The 22,159-nt window shown below is 32.3% G+C and carries 19 protein-coding genes and 1 pseudogene; 6 read left to right on the top strand and 14 right to left on the bottom strand.

What is annotated here, in order from left to right; genetic code table 11:
• Positions 1–150: 150 nt before the first annotated feature.
• The 10 genes and pseudogenes from KHA90_RS21000 to KHA90_RS21040 all read right to left on the bottom strand — a co-directional run bounded on the left by KHA90_RS21000 (position 151) and on the right by KHA90_RS21040 (position 6,337).
• On the bottom strand, positions 151–1,047 hold the full coding sequence (locus KHA90_RS21000) for a hypothetical protein (protein WP_213306064.1): 897 nt from the start codon (positions 1,045–1,047) through the stop codon (positions 151–153).
• 5 nt (positions 1,048–1,052) lie between these two features.
• Positions 1,053–1,490 carry a hypothetical protein gene (locus tag KHA90_RS25510; RefSeq protein ID WP_244860493.1) on the bottom strand — a complete coding sequence of 146 codons (438 nt, stop codon included), beginning with the start codon at positions 1,488–1,490 and terminating at the stop codon, positions 1,053–1,055.
• An 81-nt stretch (positions 1,491–1,571) separates the two neighbouring features.
• The gene (locus KHA90_RS25515; RefSeq protein WP_244860495.1) at positions 1,572–2,321 is read right to left on the bottom strand and encodes a hypothetical protein; all 750 of its coding nucleotides are present in this window, start codon (positions 2,319–2,321) and stop codon (positions 1,572–1,574) included.
• 3 nt (positions 2,322–2,324) lie between these two features.
• Complete coding sequence (locus KHA90_RS21010) at positions 2,325–2,720, bottom strand: co-chaperone DjlA (protein WP_213306067.1); 396 nt, start codon at positions 2,718–2,720, stop codon at positions 2,325–2,327.
• An 11-nt stretch (positions 2,721–2,731) separates the two neighbouring features.
• Positions 2,732–3,100: an excalibur calcium-binding domain-containing protein gene (locus KHA90_RS21015; protein ID WP_244860497.1), complete on the bottom strand. Its 369-nt coding sequence runs from the start codon at positions 3,098–3,100 to the stop codon at positions 2,732–2,734.
• Positions 3,101–3,112: 12 nt separating this feature from the next.
• Positions 3,113–3,334, bottom strand: coding sequence for a DUF4236 domain-containing protein (locus KHA90_RS21020; protein WP_213306070.1), 222 nt, complete (start codon positions 3,332–3,334; stop codon positions 3,113–3,115).
• Positions 3,335–3,425: 91 nt separating this feature from the next.
• Complete coding sequence (locus KHA90_RS21025) at positions 3,426–3,584, bottom strand: hypothetical protein (RefSeq protein WP_161595792.1); 159 nt, start codon at positions 3,582–3,584, stop codon at positions 3,426–3,428.
• Positions 3,585–3,736: 152 nt separating this feature from the next.
• A pseudogene (locus KHA90_RS21030) lies at positions 3,737–4,404 on the bottom strand (response regulator).
• Positions 4,405–4,410: 6 nt separating this feature from the next.
• Positions 4,411–5,874, bottom strand: coding sequence for a tetratricopeptide repeat-containing sensor histidine kinase (locus tag KHA90_RS21035; RefSeq protein WP_317197409.1), 1,464 nt, complete (start codon positions 5,872–5,874; stop codon positions 4,411–4,413).
• A 298-nt stretch (positions 5,875–6,172) separates the two neighbouring features.
• Positions 6,173–6,337 carry a hypothetical protein gene (locus KHA90_RS21040; RefSeq protein ID WP_213306076.1) on the bottom strand — a complete coding sequence of 55 codons (165 nt, stop codon included), beginning with the start codon at positions 6,335–6,337 and terminating at the stop codon, positions 6,173–6,175.
• A 358-nt stretch (positions 6,338–6,695) separates the two neighbouring features.
• Between KHA90_RS21040 and KHA90_RS21045 the strand changes: the two genes are divergently transcribed.
• Positions 6,696–7,682 carry a hypothetical protein gene (locus tag KHA90_RS21045; RefSeq protein WP_213306079.1) on the top strand — a complete coding sequence of 329 codons (987 nt, stop codon included), beginning with the start codon at positions 6,696–6,698 and terminating at the stop codon, positions 7,680–7,682.
• Between the two features lie 95 nt (positions 7,683–7,777).
• Here the strand turns inward: KHA90_RS21045 and KHA90_RS21050 are convergent, their stop codons facing one another.
• Complete coding sequence (locus KHA90_RS21050) at positions 7,778–8,188, bottom strand: helix-turn-helix domain-containing protein (protein ID WP_213306082.1); 411 nt, start codon at positions 8,186–8,188, stop codon at positions 7,778–7,780.
• A gap of 366 nt (positions 8,189–8,554) precedes the next feature.
• Between KHA90_RS21050 and KHA90_RS21055 the strand changes: the two genes are divergently transcribed.
• Complete coding sequence (locus KHA90_RS21055) at positions 8,555–8,971, top strand: lipocalin family protein (protein ID WP_213306085.1); 417 nt, start codon at positions 8,555–8,557, stop codon at positions 8,969–8,971.
• A 92-nt stretch (positions 8,972–9,063) separates the two neighbouring features.
• Here KHA90_RS21055 and KHA90_RS21060 read toward each other — a convergent pair whose 3' ends face one another.
• From KHA90_RS21060 to KHA90_RS21070, 3 genes are all read right to left on the bottom strand, one after another.
• Positions 9,064–13,053, bottom strand: coding sequence for a PAS domain S-box protein (locus KHA90_RS21060; protein ID WP_213306099.1), 3,990 nt, complete (start codon positions 13,051–13,053; stop codon positions 9,064–9,066).
• Between the two features lie 11 nt (positions 13,054–13,064).
• Positions 13,065–13,514 (bottom strand): response regulator, encoded by a 450-nt coding sequence (locus KHA90_RS21065; RefSeq protein ID WP_213306102.1) that lies wholly within the window; start codon positions 13,512–13,514, stop codon positions 13,065–13,067.
• 393 nt (positions 13,515–13,907) lie between these two features.
• Entirely contained in the window at positions 13,908–16,256 is a 2,349-nt protein-coding gene (locus tag KHA90_RS21070) for a mechanosensitive ion channel family protein (RefSeq protein WP_213306117.1), read from the bottom strand.
• Between the two features lie 490 nt (positions 16,257–16,746).
• On the opposite strand from KHA90_RS21070, the gene KHA90_RS21075 reads away from it, so the two are divergent.
• The 4 genes from KHA90_RS21075 to KHA90_RS21090 all read left to right on the top strand — a co-directional run bounded on the left by KHA90_RS21075 (position 16,747) and on the right by KHA90_RS21090 (position 22,061).
• Complete coding sequence (locus tag KHA90_RS21075) at positions 16,747–18,348, top strand: Na+/H+ antiporter (RefSeq protein ID WP_213306120.1); 1,602 nt, start codon at positions 16,747–16,749, stop codon at positions 18,346–18,348.
• A 102-nt stretch (positions 18,349–18,450) separates the two neighbouring features.
• On the top strand, positions 18,451–18,909 hold the full coding sequence (locus KHA90_RS21080; protein WP_213306137.1) for an RNA methyltransferase: 459 nt from the start codon (positions 18,451–18,453) through the stop codon (positions 18,907–18,909).
• A 432-nt stretch (positions 18,910–19,341) separates the two neighbouring features.
• Entirely contained in the window at positions 19,342–20,922 is a 1,581-nt protein-coding gene (locus KHA90_RS21085) for a type I restriction-modification system subunit M (RefSeq protein ID WP_213306123.1), read from the top strand.
• On the top strand, positions 20,919–22,061 hold the full coding sequence (locus KHA90_RS21090) for a restriction endonuclease subunit S (protein WP_213306126.1): 1,143 nt from the start codon (positions 20,919–20,921) through the stop codon (positions 22,059–22,061). The genes KHA90_RS21085 and KHA90_RS21090 overlap by 4 nt, the downstream gene beginning before the upstream one ends.
• Positions 22,062–22,159 lie beyond the last annotated feature (98 nt).

Raw genomic sequence — 22,159 nt, forward strand, 5'->3', positions numbered from 1 at the left:
GAGTTTTTAATTATTCAAATGTAAAACCAATAAAAACCAGTATTTTATGGAAATCCGTAAATGCAAAAGAATTTTAAGAAGTTCTTTAAATAGAAAAAAAGAGGACGAAAAAAGTTCCTCTTTAAATAAATTGATGATGTAAATTAGTATTTACTTTTTTAGAATAAAATCTTTAATCATAGTTTCCATATTCGATGGCAAATCAGCATTTTTAATCTCAAAACGACTTATTTTCATTTCTGTAAACGATTTTGTCCAATATGCTTTTATTACTTTCTCTTCGTATGCATTATTATGATTTGGATTTATCCCGATTACTAGAATTTCCAGATTTGATAAATCCTCATTTGCTTTGATAAACCCGAAATCCTGTTCATGCATTTTTTTATCCCAATCCTGCGTGTTTAATTTGTTTTTTCTAATCAGTTCAGGAGTAATATAAGTTGTCCGGTTTCCCTCTTTTATTACCGTTCCTTCATAGAACATATATCCGTCAGTTAATACAATAAGTATATTTCTGTAACTATTTTCAATACATTGATCTTTTACTTTACTATCAAAAAAGTTCCAAATATCTGAACCAACATATTTATTATCTTTTATTGCCGAATCATAAATTTTTGATGTTTTCGTAGCATAATTTGAGTTAATTGAATTTAGTAAATCCTTCGAAGCATTGTTTTTATCAATAGCAATTCTCAAATTTTTAGCGATTGAATTTATTGCGGGATCAAGAGGTTCCGGATTAAAAAACAATTGCATTTTATCATCCATTTGTCTTATTCTTTTCGATTTTAAATGTTGGGTAAAAGCCTCAGAAATTGATTTAATATATCCCAAATCCCGTTGGTAATATTCCATTGTAGGATTGGGATTTTTTTGAAGACTAATTCTATCCGATAAATCAAGTAAAATACTAATATTATAATTTTCTTCAGCCGGACTTTTTACTGCGATTTTTTTTTCTTCTTTATCAGAATCGTTCTTGCACGAGATCGTTAAAACCAGCAATAAAGACATTGCGGTTACTGTCAAAATGTTTTTCATAGCTATTAGTTTTTAGAATATACTAAATGTTGAAAATCAGGATCTACTAAGTTTAATTTACTTAAATGCTCTTCTGAAAAAAGATCACAGCTTTCTAATAATTCTGTTTTTTCAGTATAGGGTAAAGCTATTTCGGTATTAATTGCCTGAAACCATCCTTCTTTATATTGATGATGATAATGCAGATATTCTTTTACAGGAAATACAAAACCATCAATTTTAGATTGCAGTTCAGCCACTTTTCCTGTTATGGTAACAATTTGCTGTTTAAAGTCATTTACTTTATTGATGTAATCTGCTTTTAGTTTATCTAAGTCGATTAATTTTTCTTTTTTACCTCTTATAAATGCTCTGATTTTATCGATATTTTCAAATTCCTTCATTACAAAATCAAAAACAAGTCCCCAGATTATGTAAACAACGAAACCTGCAAATATGATCATCCAAAATTCAGCTTCGCCAAGAGCAATATTTAAATTATAAGGAGCGGAATCTGTGGTTTTATTAAACTCATATATTTTCTTTTATATTTGATATGCCAGTAAAGCATCAAACAAAAATGTGGTAACAAAAAGTGCCATGATCCTGAAAATATTCTTGATTCCTTTTCCTTTTTGAACCATATGAATTACATAACCTAAACCCATAAATACAAACGGAATTGTTGTTACTAAAACGCCTTCAAGCCAACTTGCATTAAAAGAATTCGTTAAAGCATTTGCATCAAAAATGGCAGCTGTTAAACTATCATTTGCAAATTCCTTAAAAAATGCAGAATATGAAGCCGAAATATAAAATACTAAAACATAAAGTGTTATAGGAAGTAATAAAAACAATCCAATATAAAACTGCGCTTTTAATCCCTTACCATCTTCAATTCCGTATTTATCAGGATTGCGTTTTACCTCGATAATTTCGTTTTTTATCTGATCAATTTCAATATTTACATCCTGTTCTTTCTTTTCGTAGATTCCAATTGCAGCTTCAGATTTTTTAAGCTCCGTTCTGTTTTTTTCCTGCTCTTCCTTATAAGGTTGCTTTAATCTGTCTTGTTCTACTTTTTGTTCTCGGCATTGATCTTCAAAACTCATATATAAATTTTGTAAACAAGCTTTTAGAACAATAGGTTTTCCCGTTGCCTTTATTGATGCTGCAAATCCACTTTGATAATACGTAATTCTAATTTGCTCGTGATCATTTTCATTTTCTTCAAAAGCATTTGCCAGCGCATCTTCTGCTTTTTTTAAACTAAATAATTGTGTAAGTGACTTCATTATTTATGAATTTAGCTGATTAATAATTTCTTCTTTTCCAATGTTTTTCTGAACGCAATCAATGAGATAACTCGCTAACTCGTTAATGTTCTCGTCCAGGAAATTAAATTTTCTACAATACTTTTTTAGCATATTTTCTTCATCATCGGTAATTTTTCCATCTGCCCAAATGATTCTTGTAAAATCGTATAAATATTCAATTTTTGCATTTAAGGTTTCAGGTACAAGCAATTGCGTATTAATTGGATTTAGGAAAAGTTTATCCAGTTCATCTTTTGAAATTCCTCGTTCATCAGCAAAGTGATATAACATCTGAAGTTCTAAAACATTAAATTGATCGTCTGATAATGCCATTTGATATAATCTTAAAAAATGGCTTTGCAATTCTAGTGTTATCATGTTTTTCTATTTTATTTTTTAGGCAGGTTTTCACACGCGCGTCCATTTCCGTCACCATCTAAGTTCTTGTAACAAGTTTTGTTACTTTCAAAAGTTGCTTGTGCCTGAGGCTGAGTCTTAAAATCTCCACAAGTTTTAGTTGGGCAATTTGAGTTTGACGAGTTTGATGAATTTCCTGTTGAACCAGATATATCAGTTGTATTTTCATTTGATCCATCTGATGAATCAGAACATGAAATCCCTAATCCCAATGTCATTGCTAATAAAACAATCAACATGCATCCTTTATTTTTGTTTGAATATGATCTTGATCTCGTGTTGGTAAAATGTCCCTGAACATATGTTCCGTCTTTTCTATAATATCCTTTTCTGTATCCCATTATTGTTTAGTGTTATATGATATAAATTAAAAATGTTATCAATCCTGTAAATGCAAATAATATCATGCATCCGCTATTTTGATATCGTAGCCCGGAAATACCGGTTTTTGTAGAATATCCGCTTTTGCTAAATGTTCCCATTTTTGTTCTTAAACTTGGAGAAATACCGGATTTACTTATGTTTAATCCAAATCCTCCTCCAAGTTTTACTCTTTTTTGAAATCGAAAGCCCATGATTTTTTAGGTTTAGTTAATTAAAGTTTTTTCTAAATTCGGAAACTTCTTTTGACGAACCCTTTTTCATGTCAATCGAAGTCAAAAAATCCTACTTTCTTTTTTTATAGTGATTATTTGTACTGGAATTTTTATACTTTCCTCCTTTATGAGAACTACCTTTTCCACTTTTGTAATGACCACTTTGGGCTTCAATACTACTGCCCAAAACAAGGAAGAATAAACTAAATAAAACGACTAATTTTTTCATAATTTTAAATTTAAATTGATTTAATTATTCAAATTTAAACCCAATTAAAACCAGTATTTTACGGAAATCCATAATCCCAAAAACTTTCTATTTTAACATAAAAAAAAGCTCCCGAAGGAGCTTTGAATAGTAATAATCAGGAGAATATAATTTTAAATAATTCCCATATCTTTTGCAATAAAAACCAGTTGTATTGTATTGTTTGCTTTAAAAAAGTCCTTTAGTTTAGAAAGTCTTTTTTCCATGGCGCTTTTACTATTTGGCTTTTTGCCTGACTCTTTAAATATTTGAATAATATCATCTTGCGAAATTCCTGCTGATAAATGTTTCAGGATTTGAATGTCTAAATCATCAATTTCAAAATTATTTTTTTCCTGAAGCGCCGATGCAACTTCATGCGAAATAAATTTTTGATCAGAAGTTGAGGTAATATGAATTGCTTTTTTGAGATCCTCAATACTGTTTCGTCCTTTTAATACAAAGCCGTCAATATCTGCGTTATCAAAAAGTGATTTAATCCGAAAGTTTTTATCTTCGATAGAGTAGGCTATGATTTTAATATTGGGCTGAAGTTCACGAACTTTTTCAACAAGTTCGTCACCAGAAGTAATTTTTACATCACGATGATCTTTTTTAAACGAAAGATCGCTAATTAATAAATCATACGGATCATTGTCCAGAATCGCTTTTCGGATTTTTAAAAAGGATCATCACAATATTTTGCGTGTTGAAAATTTATAATATCTAAACTTTTTAAGGTTTGCTCGATTCCTAAATTTATATCTTCGAGATCCTCGGCAATTATTACTTTTTTAAACATATATCTTTATTTAGGCAGCGTTATTTTTACTTTAAAACCTTTATCAGGTTCAGTGTCAAAAGTAAGGGATCCTTTTATTGCCAGAATACGGATTTCCATATTTTGTAAACCATTTTTGATAATTTTATCTTTTTCACCGCCTTTTCCGTTATCGGTGTAATCTATAGAAACTATTTTTCCGTTGCTTTCAAACTTTACAACCACTAAAGATGCCTGACTATGTTTTTTCATATTCACCATTAATTCCTGTAAAACCCTATAAATGGCAACCTTTTTTACCTCATCGATTAATTCCCAATTTACTTTTTCGATATTATTAATAATGACATTTGTTTTGTCACTATTATATGTCGAAAGCATTTCTTTTAAGTTTGCCGAATAATTTTCCTGAGTATCAACATCATTATTTTCTCTTGAAATTCCGCGAACGCGATTATAAATATGATCCAGTTTTTGAATAAGATTTTCCTTTATACTTTCATTCGATAATAATTGTGTTTGCGAAAAAATGATCGTGTTAAAAACATCATTTGCTAATTCGTCGTGAATATCTTTTGCAATTCTGGTTTCAGTATCGTAGGCAGTTTTTATTTTTTCAATTCTATTTCGATTTTTATAATATCTAACAAGAAGTATAATTATAATTACCAGAAAAATAAACCCTGCTATAAAAAATATCCTTTGATATTTTGCTTCTTGTAAAGCATATAGATTTTCAATTTTTTCTAAACGAAGTTTTTGGTTTTCGTCTTTTTCTTTTTTAGAATCGTATTTAATTTTGGCAAACTTATTTTTAAAGTTATTTCTAATCTTGATAATACTGTCATTTAAGACAACATATTTTTGCGCATATTCTGAACTTTCAATTTTTGAATCATTAGAAATTAAGAAAGACAGCGCTTTCAAACGTTCATCAATACTATGAAATTTTGTGGCAGTTTGATAAGCAGAATGTGCGTATTGATTTGATTTTTCAGCATTGGTCTTTAAATAATATTCGGCAAGGTGTAAATTACTTTCGATATTGCCATAAGGATCATCTACCTTGTTTCTTGATTCAAAACTATTCTGCATTAATGAAAGCCCTTTTTCATTGAAACCTTTTTTAAAATAGGCATAGCCTAAATTATCCATAATTCTGGCTTTGCTTGCTAAATCCTTTTGAGCGAGTTCTTTATTTACTATAGATTCTAAAATGTTTATTGCTTTATCGTATTTTTTTTGTTGAATATAAACAACAGCAATATTGTTTAAAGGAGATTGCTTTGAAATTTCATCTTTACAATCTTTTATAGCTTCCTGATAATAAAAAATAGCGTCATTATATAGGGAGAGTTCTTTATCTGCAATGCCAAAAAAGTTATTAATTGCTGCGCTGTAAACATCTTTCTTCTTTATATAAGGTAAGGCTTCAGTTAACGTTTCTTTACTACCATAATAATCTCCATTTATTTGCTGTATTGAAGCCATTTGAATCAGGTTAAAGACAATATTTGCACTATCTTTTATACTTTCAAAAGCTATTTTAGATTTGTTGAAGTTATAAAAAGCGCTGTTGAAATTTTTATTCTGAAATTTTGTAATTCCTATTTCACGAAGATTAGTTGCTTCTTTTTTAATAGACGATGTATTATTAGGTTTTATGTTTTCTTCTTTACAGGAAAGAAAAAGCAGAAAAAAAAGAAAACAAAAAAACGGGGACCGTAGCATAAAAGTTACTTTCCCCGAAATTAATAATAAATTTGTAATTAAATACTTTAATTAACCACTATTGTGGTGGTGGCGGAACTTTTATAGGTAAATCACCTGGCCCGTCAGCATATGAAGGTACTTCAGGTTTAATATTTGCTTTAGTATCTTCGAAATCATCAGAAGTACAAGAAATCGTAGTAGTCAATAGAGCGCACGCTCCCAATAATAGTAGCTTTTTCATCTTTTTTTAGATTTAAAAATTGGACATGGGTATTGCTGTCCGGATCTTTTCCGGATGTTTGGTTAATGCAATACCAAAATTGTTTTTGGGAAGTGAAGTGCGTAGAACAGTAAGATTTATTTATACTTCCCAGATAAATTTCGTCTTACGGTTTTCCGTACTTTTAATTGAACTAGTTTTGTATTTTTGTTTTAATACGATATCGAAACAAGAACTAATTTCTTAGGCAAAGGAACAACGCTTATGAGCCTTTGTTTATGGGGCATTCCGGGAATTCCGTTGTATTTTTTGAAGTCCTGACAATTCCGTAAAATTCCGTAAAAATCCAAGTGAGAAATCCTTGAAATTCCTAAAGCTTATGCAAAAAAATACTTTTGAAGATTATAAATTAGCTGTTAAAAAGAAGTATGACACAGAAAAAAACAGCTCGCATCATGTTTATTTAGAAAATCCTACGAGAGCAAGACTTCGTAATTTATGTTGGGAATTATTTCAGCAACAAAATAGGACTCAAGATGATTTAAGTGTTTTCAATTCTTTATTAGGATTGCCTTTTGATATAAACAAAAGGAATAAATTTGATGAACAAAGTGATAAATTCAGGCCTATCGAAACTTTTTTTAAAGGAGAAACTGATCCCACAAATATTGATGCAGTAAATATGGCTGCAATTTTGGTCGACTATAGTGGAAGACCTTTTAATAAATTTAGAATTCTGAGTTTATATGAAGATGATATTTTAGTTGATAATGAATTAGATTTATCAAATACTCCAAAGGAAGAAATTGATAGTTCCCGAATTCTGGATAAATTTATTGAGGAAAAAGAAAGAGAAAAAGGAACGGAAAAAGGTGTTTTCGAGGTAATACATTCAACACCACAAGGAATAAGTTCATTTGCAGATGTAGAGAAGAAGCCAGAGAAAATAGAGAAACCACAAGAACCAACGAAACGAGGAATACCACCCATAACTAAGAAATACGCTATTCTGATAGCTTCAATATTTTTATTTGTTGGATTTGTAGTTGTCTTTTTTGCTTTTCCAAATAAAGACTGCATGCAATGGTCTGGCGATCATTATGATATTGTAGATTGTGAATTGAAAATAGAAGGTATTGGTAAGTCGGTTAATATTGAAATTTTAGATCCAACTTTAGTTAATCTTAAAAAAATTAAAGTTTGTGATACCACAACTTATTTTGATAAAAACGGAGTTGCTATTATATGGTATGCAAAAACAGCAAATGGAGTAGATTTTTTTAATGTACACGGAAGACATCCTGAAAATAATAGTCCATTAAGACCTGTGACGCATTATATCCTGAATAAGTATGTTAAAAGATAAACTATATAAGTAATTTTATTTTCTATTTTTCAGAAACAAAAAAAGGGAAGAAGCTTCATTACGAAGTCTCTTCCCTTTTTTTATGTTATAACGTATTATTTAGCGTTTAATAATTTCTCTACATATTCGAGTTTATCTTTTTCAGCCTGCAATAAACGTTCGTAAAGTTTTTTATTTTCATCAACAACTTCCATCAATTTATCTAATGGATTGAAAGAACAGTGATTTCCAAAATTTACATTACTGTCTTTTGTATCTGTAAAATTATTAAAATAATTAATTGCAGCTTCGTCCGAAAAGTTTTTAATGGCTTCAACACTTACGCCAAGGGCTTTTGCTACTTCGGCAAGTTTTTCATCATCTACAGTTTCACTATTTTCTATTGCAGATATTGCTTGTTGGTTTGTTCCCATTGCTTGCGCCAAAGCTTCCTGCTTCATATCCCGAAGTTCACGAATACGGCTGATTTTTCGCCCTATGTGATTTTGTTTTGTAAGTGTGCTCATAATTCAAAGATAATAATTAAGTATAATCAGGCAATATGTAACAAACATATTAGGCGCTGTATTGTACGGTTAAAATAAGTTGGAACAGTTGAATCAGTTATTTGTTTGCTTATGAAGTAAAAATACAATTTTTCAGAGACCTAATTATATAATAAATAAATTTGTGAGAAAAATAAAGCAGATGATTATTTGGTATAAAATGCTGGTATTTAAAGGTTAATATTACTTTATTGTTAGTGTTATAGGGATTTTGTAAGTGATTATTTAGTTATTAAATGAAATTATGTAAATCTTTCCGAAAATTATAGAACATTTCTGATAGACTTTAAAAGTAATTTAGCATAAATAATTTTAAACAAATCAAACATGAAAACTAAAAGAATATTATTCGCATTATTATTGAGCATTGGTTTATTTGCAACATCTTGTAGCAGTGATGACAATGACGGGGAAACAATCGTACCAATTCAAGGTAAATACAACCTAAGCCAAACTGGAACAATTGTTAATGGACAAGAAGTTTTAATTGACGCTCCACAAAACGCAGCTGGATGTAACAGAGATTATTTAGATCTAAGAGTAAGTAATGCAGCAGTTATAGGTGATTATAATGGTTCTAATTGTGCATTAGTAGAAACTACAGGAACTTACGTAAGATCTCATAATGATTTAACGCTTACTATTGGTACTACAAGTTCAACTAGCGATATCATGAATCTTACTAACAAAGAGTTAAAAATTAAAGACAAAACTACTGGTATTATCACTGTTTATACAAGATAATTTATCAAATAAGTAAATCTTAATTCATTAGTAGAATTAAAAAACAAAAACGGAAATGACTTTAAAAGTTATTTCCGTTTTTTTTGTTTCGTTTAATTTTGAATCACCGGGATATAAATATCAAAAGTAGCGCCTTTGTTTTGTTCGCCTTTTGCGGTGATGAACCCATTATGGTTTTCTACGATTTTTTTCACAATGGCAAGACCAATTCCGGTTCCTGTATATTCCATTTTTCCGTGTAAACGCTGAAAAACTTCAAATATCTTTTTACTGTATTGAGGTTCAAAACCAATTCCGTTATCCGAAATACTAATGTGGCAATATTCAATATCTTTTGATAAAGCATCATGATCTAAATCCGATCCTTTCGCAATTTTGCTTGTTATTTTTATTACGGGACGAATATCCGGTTTCGAAAATTTTAATGAATTACTGGCAAGATTGTATAATAATTGTCTGAATTGAAACGGAATAATACTGACTTCGCAACTTTCATTACTTTCTATAATACCTTCTTTTTGTTCCAGTTCTTCTTTTAAATCTTCTTTTACCTCATCAATAATTTGAGAAAGATTTACTTTTTCAAATTTTCTTTCCTGAATATTAGTTCTCGAATACGAAAGTAAATCGTTGATAAGTGTTTGCATTCTTTGCGCCGCATTTTGCATGCGCTTGAATTTATCTTTTCCGGAATCAGATAAATTCTGAGATTCTTTCTCGATAATTTGTGTTGCAAAGGTTTGTATTTTCCTTAACGGTTCCTGCAAATCGTGACTTGAAATATAGGCAAACGACTGAAGTTCCTTATTCATTTGCTCCAGTTCCACATTTTTTTGCTCTAATTCTTTTGTTCTCGCCGTAACTTCTTTCTCTAATTCCTGGGTAAATGCTTTTTCAGTTTGAATATCTGTAAATGCGCCAACCCATTTTATAATTTTATTTTCTTTATTTAAAACAGGCTCACCTATTACAGAGTGCCATCTGTAATTTCCATCTTTTCTTAAAACCCTTACATCTGTTTTGTAAGGTTTGCCTGTTTCACGGCTACGAGTCCATACTCTGACATTTTCTTCAAAATCATCAGGATGAATCATTGCTTTCCATTCGGCTAGACCAGTAGGATGAATTCCTGTATATTCTAACCATTTACCTGATGCAAATAAGGCATTACCTTTTTCATCTGTTTCCCAGATAAGCTGCGGGATACTTTCGGTTAATGATCTGAAACGTTTTTCACTTTCCTGTATTTTTTTTCTGGCTTCTACTTTTTCGGTTACATCAATTATGGTGATTTTTAAGCCAGATATTGCGTTATCGGCTTCACGCATTGGCGCGTATTCAAAATCGATGTAAAACTTTTGTTCGCCCTCATTTCCGTTAATTAATAATAAAGATTCAGATTCTGAGTGTATTTTTCCGGTTGTGTAAACTTCATGTAAAAGTTTGCCATATTTTTGAGCTCGGAGTTCCGGGAATATGTCGAATATTTTTTTCCCTTCAACATCTTCTTCTTTTTTTCTCCAGATATTTTTCAAAAGTGCTTCATTGGCAATTTCAACTACCATATCTTTCCCTTTAAGAATCGCTTTTGGAACAGGAGATTCCATTACCAGTTTACGAAATCTTTTTTCACTTACTTCAAGCTCGTGCTGATGATTTTTTTCATCGGTAATATCCCTTACGGTTCCCAGTAGTTTTTCAGGATTTTTATCTTCATCATAAAAAAGTTTTCCTTTGGCTTCAACCCAATGAATCGATTGATCTTGCCACATTACCCGAGCTTCATAATGAATATATCCTGACGTAATAGCTTCTTTAAAAGCGCGTTCGCGTATGTGTAAATCATCAGGATGAACGTGATTCAATAATTGCTGATGACTTAATTGTTCGTCATTTTTATATCCTGTAACAATTTCAAGATATCTTTTTGAATATTGTAATACTTTTGTTTTTACATTAAGTTCCCAGGTTCCTAATTCACTGGCTTCAACAATAATATTTAGTCTTTCTTCGTTGAGTTCTATTTTCTTGCGGGCTTCTACTTTTTCACTTACTTCTGTCGCCGTTACAATTATGCCCGAAATTTTTCCATCTTCTTCTTTTAAAGGATGATAAAGAAAATCAAAATAAAAAATTTCCTGTTTTCCATAGCGATTTATTGGTACTTGTAATTCATTGCCATGATAAGGAATACCGGTAGAAATAACACCATCTAAAAGCGGACTTACAATTTCTTGTACTTCCGGCAATGATTCAAATAATGGTTTGCCAACAAATGTATTTTCGTCTTTACCAACTAATTTTAAGTAAGCTTCATTCGCCATTTCGACCATATGGTTTGGACCACGTAAAATTGTGATTCCAATAGGAGCTTGTTTTACAGTATTTCTAAAACGTTTATCAGCTTCCTCAATTTTTTGTCGGGCAAAAACCTGAGCTGTGTTATCAAGAACCCAAATAGCTATTTTTGTTACTTTGCCATCAATGTTTTTCAGTGGGGCATAAACAAAAGTTACATAGATTTTTTCTTCTTTTCCATGTCTTATAAGTTGCATTTCGACTTCATTTGCATAAAAGGGAAGTCCATCATCGATCACTTTTTGCAGTGCATCTTCATAATAAGGTTTTACTTCGGCAAATGTGTCCCAATATGGTTTTCCTGCAATTTGTTCATACGTTTTTCCTGCAACTTCAATAAAACTATCATTTACAATTTCGCTTATCAAAGTTTCGGCGTCAAGCACACAAATACCAATAGGCGATTGCAAAACCATACTTCGTAAATTCTGCTCGCTTTCCTCAATTTTTTTCTTAGCTAAATTAAGGTCAGTTAAGTCAACTCCCGTATTCATTACGCCGTATATATTGCCGTTTACATCATATATAGGTGTTAAACTATAATTGAAATAATAGGTTCCTAACGTTCCGTCAACGGTAAGGTCAAGCGGAGTATTTTGTGTATGAAAAGATTTTCCGGTGGTTAAAACTTCATTAATTTGTTCAAACACCAATTGATTATCGAGTTCCGGCACAACATTTTTAAAGGATTTACCAATAACATCATTGCCTTTTCCCCAAACTTTAATAATAGAGTCATTGGCTAATTCAACCGTCATTTCTTCCCCTACGTATAAAGCAATCGGGAAAGGGGCATTTTCAACCAGTTCTCTTACTTTTTGTTCTCTTTCTTCGACCTTTGCGCGGGAGATTACTTGTGCTGTTACTTCTATCGCTATTCCCATAACGCCAGAAATTGTTCCATCAGGTTCTTTCAGCGCTTCGTAAACAAAATTTATGTAAGTATCTTCAATTTTGCCATTGCGTGAAAACTTAACAGGTTGCTCATTAGCAACAAATTTTTTACCGGTTTTATATACGTTATCTAATACATCTTCAAGATATTGACTTTTTGTATCAGGTAGTGCTTCAAAAATTGGTTTATTAATTACATCTTTTTCCTCTTTTCTCCACAATTGAATCATTTGTTGATTGGCAATTTCTACTACATGTTTTTCACCTCTAAAAACACACATAGCAACCGGAGCCTGCATAATATTATTTTTAAAACGGATATTACTGACTTTAAGAGCTTCTGTGGCTCTCACTTTTTCGGTAATTTCAATAACGGTAACTAAAACGCCGCCTACTTTTCCATCTTCTGTTTTAATGGGCGTGTATGAAAAATTAAAATAGCATTCCTCATCAATTCCGTTTCTCTTTAAGATTAGTTTTATATCAGGATTGCTAATAGAATTTCCTTTTCTTACATCATCAAACATAGGACCTATAATATCCCAAATTTCTGCAAAAGTAATACGTGAAGTAATTCCTAAAGCTTCGGGATGTTTGCCAGGACCAAGTATCTGGCTGTAAGTATCATTGTATAATTGCGTAAAATCTTCACCCCAGACAATGTACATTGCAAAAGGATTGTTGAGCATTACGGCTGTCATGGTACGCAGACTGTGCGGCCAGGTTTCAGGATTGCCCAAAAGTGTTTTACTCCAGTCTTTAGCGCGCATTAATTCTCCCATTTTGCCGCCACCGGCAAGAAAATAATGTTCTTTATTTGTAAAGCTCATTCTAAAAACAATTAGGGTTGAAGAATAAATTCTGCTCTAATGGGTTGCTTAAAATTATTTTGAGATGCTGTAATTAAAGCATTTTCGATTACCTTTTTTAATTTTGAAAAATCTCCAGGTTTACGAATGTAATAGGTAGCGCCTTTTTCGTACATTAAATCGACAATTTCATTGTCCAGAGAAGTAGAGAAAATAATTACAGGCAAGTCTTTAAGTTCCTTTTTTTCTTTAATTTCAGTCAGACATTCGTGCCCATTTTTGCGGGGCATATTAAGGTCAAGAAAAAGAATGTCGGGTAAATTACTGGTAGTAGTTTTAGTTAAAAAATTCATTAACTCTACACCATCGTTAACAGTTACAAGATCTGTAGCCAATACTAATTCATCAAGTGCTTCTTTAAAAAAAGCGCAGTCATCTTCGTCATCATCAGCTAGTAAAAGATTGTAATTCTGTTTGTTCATTTTGGAATAAAATAAAAATTGAGTGAGTTTTTTGTTTGAAATTGTTCCTTTTCTATTTAAAAACAGGAGCTGATTTTGCTCTCATTTAAAATTGAAATGAATATATTTTGGCTAAGATAAGACTAATTTTATTACAATTAATCAAGTGCAATCTAATAAGTTTGACGTTTTGAAGACCTCATTCGTGATTTTTTTATTTTTAATACCCGTAATTCAAATTTGTTTAAGATGTGTGATCTACTTGTTAAACAAGATTTGCATTTTATAAATAATAATGCCAAAATAAAAAATGTAATATTTATAAAATCAGGTATTTTTCATTATCAAATTATAAAAAAAATCCGTCAAATATTTAGTCTGACGGATTTTTTAAGATATAATTTAAATTTTATTTTATGTAGATAACGTTAAGCCTTTAGCTTTAAAATTACTAAACAATACCTGACGTGCAATGCTTACAGTTTCTTCTGTTCTGTAAATACTGCACCAGAATTTTATTTGCAATTTGAATGTTCCCTCAGCAATAGCAGTATAATAAATTTGAGGTGCTTTAGAATTATTGACTAAAACCATACTTTCAAGAGATTCTAATATTAATGTATTAATTTCTTCCGGCATGATATCACCGCTAACTTCTGCTGCAATTTCGACTAGTTTAAAATTGTCCGTATACGTCCAGTTTGTAATATTTTGTGATAATAAATTACCATTTGGGATAATAATTTCGGCACCGTTTGCTGAGTTGATTTTGGTTGTACGCAATCCCATAGATTTTACGCGACCGGATTCTGAACTAATATTGATCACGTCTCCAATTTGTATGGGTTTATCAAAAATTAAAATAATACCCGAAACAAAATTGTTCACCACACTTTGAAGTCCAAGTCCAACACCCACACCCAAAGCTCCCAATAAAATACTTAGTTTGTCTAATGGCATTCCGGATGCGGCAACGGCCAAAAGATAACCCACAATTAACACGACAAGTCTTGTAATCAGTAATTTAGAATGTTGTCTTTTGTTGATGTTTTCTTCATTTTCATCATCAACTTCTCCAAAAAAGTACGCTACATAATTTTGTAATAAATGTGCAACCCAGATAATTATAAAAAACAAAACAATGTTTCCTAAAGTAAAAGTGATGCTTCCTATAGTATTTGGATGCGTTAATAACGAAGTTAAACCGGCACGCAGCGATTCCCAAATATTTAAATTAGAAGCAATGACAACAAGCCACATATAACTAATTAAAATAATGAAAGGTTTTTTTAGGGTATCTGATAAAGTCTCAAAATCAAAAATCTTTTCAATACCACGTTTAACTCGCGTTGTATAAATTTGTAAAAGAATAATTTCTAACACTATTTTTAAAAGTACGCTTAAGGCAACAATCTGCGTAAGCGAAATAAAAGCAGTAATACTTAACATGTTTGCCAAAGAAACGCGTCCGAAAATATTATTTAGCAATGCCAAAACATTTAAGCCAATAAAAATTATTGTCGCCCATTTAAAAAATCCTTTTATGTAAAGTTGATCTTTTAGCGTTTTTATCTGAACAAATCCATAACGAATTGCAAAAATATTGATGGCAATAAATGCACAACGCTGAATAAATCCTACTGCAATAAACAAGTCAAGGAAACAAAGCACAAAAAATAATGCTAATAGAAATAACCAATTTTGCATCGAGGTTTTTTTCCAGTTGTTTTTAAACAGTAAAGTGATAAATCCCAAAAGCACCAGTTGAATTAGCTCTATAAACATTGCCGGAGCATATATATTACTCACAACCGCAACATTTAAACCTACAACTGCAACCGGAATTACAATGCCCCGATTTAAATATTTGAAGTTAAAATGAGACAGATTCTCGGCGTGACCGTTGTTTTTCAGGTATTTTAAATTGCGTGCAATATACCAGCCCAGTAAACTCATCAATAACACCAGAAAAATTAATCCGCCAATTCTATAACTTAAATAGTAAGCTGCGACATTTTCCTCAATGATGATTTTGTCCTTAATATTTTGTCCTACTATTTTTTTTGATGTAGAATCGCTCGTACTCCATAATACAGGATATTCTTTTTTAAGCATACTGATTCCTGATTGTTCAAGTTTGCTGTCAACAGTGATTAAAGCATTCGAAACGGCAATTTTTCTTTCTACAGTAAGCCTTTTGTTTTTGTTTAAAATACCTTGATTTTTAGTCATTAAACTATCTGTGCTCAGGTATCTGTTTTTAAGATTAGCCAATTCACTTTTAAATTGCTTGCGGCGAATCGTATCTTTTATAAGTCCCATCAGGGTTTTATCCTTGCGCAAATCAATCACACGGTCTTTGATTTTTTCAAGCGTTTGATTGCGTAAGTTGATAGCTGTATTTTGCTCGTCGAGTTCCTGTTCGATTTCTTTCAGGACAATGCGATACATTTGCTGGTTACGAACATTAGGATTCGCACCTTTTAAACTCGATAAAATAAGGTCAAGTTTGCTTTGTGTTCTTTTAATATCTCCAAATAAATGATGACTGTTTCCGTCAAACTCCGTATCATTATGAGCAGATTCCAGTACCTCTCCGGCCTTTTCAATAGAAATTAAATAATCACTATCTGTAGCAGTATCGTCAAATAGTTTGGGACGGTTTTCTGTTTTTGGCGGTGCAGTTTGAGAGTAGGTAAGCGGTGCATAAAACAGGACTGTTAATAAGGCAAGTAAACCAATAAAATTTCTTTTCTGAATCATAATTTAGGGCAATAAATTTAAGGTTCAAATGTAATTTTTTTTACGATATTTATGATGGAAAGTATGATAAAATTTGGTTAAATGAGATTTTGAGGGTTTGGAGTTTTGTTGGTTGCGTATAATTGTTTTGCCACTCCGATAGCTATCGGGATAAATGAATTAAAATGATTTTTTATTCGTTGCGTATAATTTTAACACATAGAAACATAGTTTTTGATGTAGAAAAAAGGCGTTTCACTTTGCATGAATTTACATAGACTAAAGTCTACAAGGATAATGTTAATCTATTTATCCCGATAGCTATTGGGACTGACTAAAAAAAACACAAAGAGAAGCAAACACAAATCAGAAAAAATCTGCAAAATCTGAGAGCAAAAAAATATAAGCAAACAGAAACAAAATCTTTTTAATCATCTTAATCTGGGGCAAAAAGAAAACTTTAAAAATATTATATTCGTACTCTCACCAGAAATACCAAAACAATAAAAAAATGGAAAATATTACCGTAATCATCATGTTACTATTTGGAGTCGCTTTTTTGAGCCTTATCAGTAAAAAATACAATTTTCCTATTCCTATTGTGCTGGTACTTTGCGGAGTTGTTATTAGTATTATTCCCGGACTTCCAGTCATTGCACTAAGTCCCGAAGTAGTTTTTATTATATTCCTGCCGCCGCTTTTATATCATGCAGCGTGGTATACCAGTTGGTCAGATTTTAAACAAACCATTCGCCCAATAACATTGGCAGCTGTCGGTTTAGTACTTTTTACCACCGTTGCCGTGGCTTTTGTGGCACATATGCTTATAGATGATATTTCCTGGCCGTTAGCCTTTTTATTAGGCGCAATAGTCTCTCCGCCAGATGCAGTTTCGGCAACTTCAATCACAAAAGGTTTGGGTTTGCACCCGAGATTAATTGCGATTCTTGAAGGCGAAAGTCTGGTGAATGATGCCAGTGGTTTGGTCGCTTACAAATATGCTTTAACAGCCATTACAGCCGGAAATTTTGTTCTTTGGCAAGCCGGACTGAACTTTGTTGTGATGTCGGTTTTAGGAATTGGGATAGGTTTAGGTGTTGGCTATATTATGAGTTTTATTCATAAAAAGTTTGTGTGCGATGAGGTTATCGAAGCAACTTTAACATTGCTGACACCTTTTGCATCGTATTTAATTGCAGAACATTTTGAGAGTTCAGGAGTTCTGGCCGTTGTTGCAACGGGACTTTTCCTTTCGGCAAGATCGGGAACGATTTTTACGCACGAAAGCCGAATGATGACGGGAACAATTTGGAGTGTTTTAACGAATATTCTAAACGGATTGATTTTTATCTTAATTGGATTGCAGTTGCGCCAAATCATACTAGGAATTGGAGATTATTCCGGTTGGTCATTGTTTGTTTGGGGAGCTTCGGTAAGTGTAGTCGTGATTGTAGTGCGTTTTTTATGGGTGATTCCGGCGACTTTACTTCCCCGATTTATAAGTAAAAAAATCCGACTGCAGGAAGAATTCGATTTCCGGAATATGATTGTTTTTGGCTGGTCCGGAATGCGTGGCGTGGTTTCGATGGCAGCGGCTTTGGCATTACCTTTAATGATGAATGAAACAGAAGTTTTTCCTTTGCGCAACCTCATCATTTATCTTGTTTTCTGTGTTATACTTTCCACTTTAGTCATTCAGGGATTGACATTACCGTGGCTGATTAAAAAACTAAAAATCGAAAAATATTCTATTCTTGCCGAAGAATACGAGATTAGAAATATTATCGTTTCACAAACCATTACGCATATCGAAGATAATTTTTCGTTACTCAACGACGATTTGCTTCACAACATCAAAAGCAAATACGAAGTAAAATTCAACCGCCTCCAAAAAACCGAACTCCCATCCAACTTCTTCGGAAAAGGAAAACTTATGGGTGGCGAAATTTTCAACGATTTTACCAAAATTCAAATTGATCTTTTGAATGTTGAACGCAATAAACTGGAATCAATGCACAAATCCGGTTCTGTTAATGAGGAGATTTTCAGGAAGATTGAGAAAGAGTTGGATTTGGAGGAGACCAGGTTGTGGATGGAGATGTATGAGGAGTAGTATTCAATCAGTGATTTATAAATGAGCATTTTGTAAGGCTGGTCTTCGTTTCCGACCAATAAAAAATTGACTTATGTACTTACAGTTTGTACTTTTGCCCTTATGAATGATAACTTTATAAATGAATATTTTGGGATAGGAATTCAAAACGGTAAAACGCCTGAAAATTTGGGTGTTTTGTGGCGATCGGCTCAAAACTTAGGTGCTACTTTTATATTTACCATAGGCAATCGATATGCTAAACAAGCCTGTGATACTCATGATGCTGTGAAAGCAATTCCTTATTTTCATTATGATACTTTTGAAGCTTTTTTCGAAAACTTACCGAAAGGAGCGCGATTGGTTGGTGTTGAATTAGATGAAAAAGCTTCTGATTTAGAGACCTTTGAACATCCAAGACGTTGTGTTTATTTATTAGGAGCAGAAGATCATGGATTATCTCATAAAGTAATGGCTAAATGCCATCATTTGGTAAAATTTAAATCAGAAAAAAGTTTAAATGTGGCTGTGGCAGGAACTATTATTATGTATGACAGAAACTTGTCAAAACCACGCTCTTAAAACTTAATCTAGTAATTCCACTCACAAAGTGTTCGTAATTGCTTGCGCAGTTGCCCACGTTGTAAACCTTCTAATACATTTCAGTTAAAATTTATTTGCTTATTAGTATCGCTATAAAGTCAGCAAATTTCACAGAGCTTAGATATTGAACGTAGTAAGTTAGAATCGATGTAAAAATAAGTTTTGTTAACGAGGAGATTTTTAGAATGATTGAGAATGATTTGGATTTGAAGGAGACGAGGTTGTGGATGTATGTATATAGGAGTAGGGGGATTTTGACCTTTGAACCAGTAATTCGGAAATACCGAACTACTGGAGTTTTAATCAATTTTTTATTCACTTTTACGGATTTCCACAGTCTTATTACTGAAATATTCAATACTTTAGCCATTCGATAAAAATCGGATTAAATACAAGTTTTCACAATATTTCATGACCCAACAACAAATAAAAAATTTAGAAAAAGAACTCTGGGATGCCGCTGACGAATTAAGAGGGAACTCTAAGCTTACAGCTGGCGAATACAAGGATCCTTTGCTCGGATTAGTATTATTGCGTTTTGCACAAAATCGCTATGAAGATGCCAAAATTAGTATCGCCAATTCTTTACCTATAAATCCTCGTACAAACGCACAACGCGAAGCAACCAAAGATGATTATGCCGCTGCAGGAGCAATTCTTTTACCTGAAAAAGCCAAATACGAATACCTTGCTGCACTTCCGGAAAGTGAAGATATAGCGGAAGCTATTAATAATGCAATGAAATTGATTGAGGCTGAATACCCTGATTTAGCGGGTATTCTTCCTAAAAGTTATCAGGAGTTTGATGATAAATTACTCCGTGATTTAGTTCGCGTTTTCAATAAAGATGCGGTTCGACATGCTAAAGGTGATGTCTTTGGACGGATCTACGAATTTTTCTTGATGAAATTTTCTATGCAAGGTGCAGGTGCACAAGAAGGTGGTGAATTCTTTACACCTCCATCATTGGTTAACTTAATTGTCAATTTTATTCAGCCTAATCATGGTATAATACACGATCCTGCTTGTGGTTCGGGCGGAATGTTTGTACAAACAGCTCATTTTATTCAGGACCATGAAAACAAAAGTGTCAATGAAGCCATTACGGTTTATGGTACAGAGCTGAAAAGTAACAATGCCAAATTGGCTAAAATGAATTTAGCCATTCACGGTATCGAAGGCAAAATCATAGAAAGCAATAGCTTTTATACCAACCCACACAACCTTACAAGAAAGTGCGATTTTGTTATGGCTAATCCTCCATTTAATGTGGATAAGGTCGATGCCAAAAATAAGTTTTTAACCGAAGATGAACGTCTTCCTTTTGGAGCACCACTTACTGGTAATGGAACTGTGAGTAACGGAAATTATTTGTGGATGCAATATTTCTACTCATATCTAAATAAAACAGGGCGTGCTGGGTTTGTCATGGCTTCCTCAGCTACGGATGCAGGCAATGCTGAAAAAAGAATTCGTAAGGAATTAATAGAAACCGGAGCTGTAGAATGTATTGTTTCAGTGGGAAATAATTTTTTCTACACCCGTTCTTTGCCTTGTCATGTTTGGTTTTACAACAAAGGCAAGAAGAAAGAAAACAAAAATAAAATCCTGATGATTGATGCACGTAATACTTTCCGTAAAGTAAGTACGACAATCAATGATTTTAGTGAAGAACAATTAGAAGGTCTTACCACCATCATGCAGTTATTTCGTGGTGAAAAACCAGAAGTAAGTAAAAACAATGCTTGGTTTAACGAAAAATTTCCAACCGGAAAATATGAAGATGTAGAAGGTTTATGCAAAATCGTAGATCTTGAAGATGTTGTTTCCCAAGATTACAGCTTAACTCCTGGTCGTTATGTCGGTGTAGTCGTTAATCTTGATATGGACTTTGATTACCAAGGACGTATGATTGAAATTCATGATGAATTAGCAATTTTAAATGAAGAAGCAACTCAATTGATGCATCAAATTCAAAGCGTGCAATTATGAGAGAGGGTTGGAAAAAAGTTAGTTTAAGTGAATTAGGATTTGTAGGCAGAGGAAAATCCAGACATAGACCTAGAAATGCTAATTTTTTATTCGGAGACAGATATCCGTTTATTCAAACAGCTGATGTTAAGGCGGCTAATTATAAAATCACGTCATTTACTACAATGTACTCTGAAGACGGTTTGAAGCAAAGTAAACTTTGGCCTAAGAATACCTTATGTATAACAATAGCTGCAAATATTGCTGATTCTTCAATTTTAGCAATAGAAGCATGTTTTCCTGATAGTGTAATTGGATTTATTGCCGATGATAATAAATCAGATGTTCGGTTTGTGAAATATTTATTTGATTTACTTCAGGTAAGAATTAAACAAATCTCACAAGGAGCAGCTCAAGATAATTTAAGTCTAGAAAAATTAGAAACAATTAAATTTGAAGTTCCTGAATTACCTACACAACGCAAAATAGCATCAATATTATCGGGATATGATAATTTGATTGAGAACAACCTGAAACGCATTAAATTATTAGAAGAAAAAGCGCAACTTACTTATGAGGAATGGTTTGTAAAAATGCGCTTTCCGGGTTATGAAACTGCGAAATTTGATAAAGTCACTGGATTACCTGAGGGGTGGAAAGAAAAAAATTTCGGAGAATTAACAGAAACAATGCAATATGGATATACAGAATCTGCGAGTAACGAACCAGTAGGGCCAAAATTTTTAAGAATAACCGATATTGTCGGATTCAATATTAATTGGGAAAATGTTCCTTATTGCCTAATTAGTGATAAAGAAAAATCAAAATATTTACTTAGAGAAGGAGATATTGTTGTAGCACGTACAGGAGCAACAGTAGGTTATGCTAAAAGAATCAATAAAAATTGCCCTGAAGCAGTTTTTGCTTCATACCTGATAAGATTAAAATTAAAATCTGAAATTGATGATGTGTTGATGGGAGTATATGTTGAATCTAAATCATTTCTTAAGATGGTTCAAAACATGGCTGGTGGGGCTGCGCAACCTAATGCTAACGCTCCTGTTTTACGTCAGATTGAGATGATTGTGCCTAGCAAAGATATGCAACTTAAATTTAGACATTTAGTAATTGAACCCGTTGGGTGTAATTATTTCAAGTAAAAAATACGGACTAGATATTGTTCAAGATACTGAAATTCAGTATCTTGATGTCGCCAAACAAAACAATATCTATGTCAAATATAATAAAAAATTATCTA

Origin of the sequence: Flavobacterium psychroterrae (assembly GCF_018380615.1) — a bacterium.
Taxonomy (GTDB): domain Bacteria; phylum Bacteroidota; class Bacteroidia; order Flavobacteriales; family Flavobacteriaceae; genus Flavobacterium; species Flavobacterium psychroterrae.

Excerpts from the sequence above, each read along its gene's own strand:
- KHA90_RS21000 (WP_213306064.1), bottom strand. The coding sequence starts at position 1,047 with ATGAAAAACATTTTGACAGTAACCGCAATGTCTTTATTGCTGGTTTTA.
- KHA90_RS25510 (WP_244860493.1), bottom strand. The coding sequence starts at position 1,490 with ATGATCATATTTGCAGGTTTCGTTGTTTACATAATCTGGGGACTTGTT.
- KHA90_RS25515 (WP_244860495.1), bottom strand. The coding sequence starts at position 2,321 with ATGAAGTCACTTACACAATTATTTAGTTTAAAAAAAGCAGAAGATGCG.
- KHA90_RS21010 (WP_213306067.1), bottom strand. The coding sequence starts at position 2,720 with ATGATAACACTAGAATTGCAAAGCCATTTTTTAAGATTATATCAAATG.
- KHA90_RS21015 (WP_244860497.1), bottom strand. The coding sequence starts at position 3,100 with ATGGGATACAGAAAAGGATATTATAGAAAAGACGGAACATATGTTCAG.
- KHA90_RS21020 (WP_213306070.1), bottom strand. The coding sequence starts at position 3,334 with ATGGGCTTTCGATTTCAAAAAAGAGTAAAACTTGGAGGAGGATTTGGA.
- KHA90_RS21025 (WP_161595792.1), bottom strand. The coding sequence starts at position 3,584 with ATGAAAAAATTAGTCGTTTTATTTAGTTTATTCTTCCTTGTTTTGGGC.
- KHA90_RS21035 (WP_317197409.1), bottom strand. The coding sequence starts at position 5,874 with ATGGCTTCAATACAGCAAATAAATGGAGATTATTATGGTAGTAAAGAA.
- KHA90_RS21040 (WP_213306076.1), bottom strand. The coding sequence starts at position 6,337 with ATGAAAAAGCTACTATTATTGGGAGCGTGCGCTCTATTGACTACTACG.
- KHA90_RS21045 (WP_213306079.1), top strand. The coding sequence starts at position 6,696 with ATGCAAAAAAATACTTTTGAAGATTATAAATTAGCTGTTAAAAAGAAG.
- KHA90_RS21050 (WP_213306082.1), bottom strand. The coding sequence starts at position 8,188 with ATGAGCACACTTACAAAACAAAATCACATAGGGCGAAAAATCAGCCGT.
- KHA90_RS21055 (WP_213306085.1), top strand. The coding sequence starts at position 8,555 with ATGAAAACTAAAAGAATATTATTCGCATTATTATTGAGCATTGGTTTA.
- KHA90_RS21060 (WP_213306099.1), bottom strand. The coding sequence starts at position 13,053 with ATGAGCTTTACAAATAAAGAACATTATTTTCTTGCCGGTGGCGGCAAA.
- KHA90_RS21065 (WP_213306102.1), bottom strand. The coding sequence starts at position 13,514 with ATGAACAAACAGAATTACAATCTTTTACTAGCTGATGATGACGAAGAT.
- KHA90_RS21070 (WP_213306117.1), bottom strand. The coding sequence starts at position 16,256 with ATGATTCAGAAAAGAAATTTTATTGGTTTACTTGCCTTATTAACAGTC.
- KHA90_RS21075 (WP_213306120.1), top strand. The coding sequence starts at position 16,747 with ATGGAAAATATTACCGTAATCATCATGTTACTATTTGGAGTCGCTTTT.
- KHA90_RS21080 (WP_213306137.1), top strand. The coding sequence starts at position 18,451 with ATGAATGATAACTTTATAAATGAATATTTTGGGATAGGAATTCAAAAC.
- KHA90_RS21085 (WP_213306123.1), top strand. The coding sequence starts at position 19,342 with ATGACCCAACAACAAATAAAAAATTTAGAAAAAGAACTCTGGGATGCC.
- KHA90_RS21090 (WP_213306126.1), top strand. The coding sequence starts at position 20,919 with ATGAGAGAGGGTTGGAAAAAAGTTAGTTTAAGTGAATTAGGATTTGTA.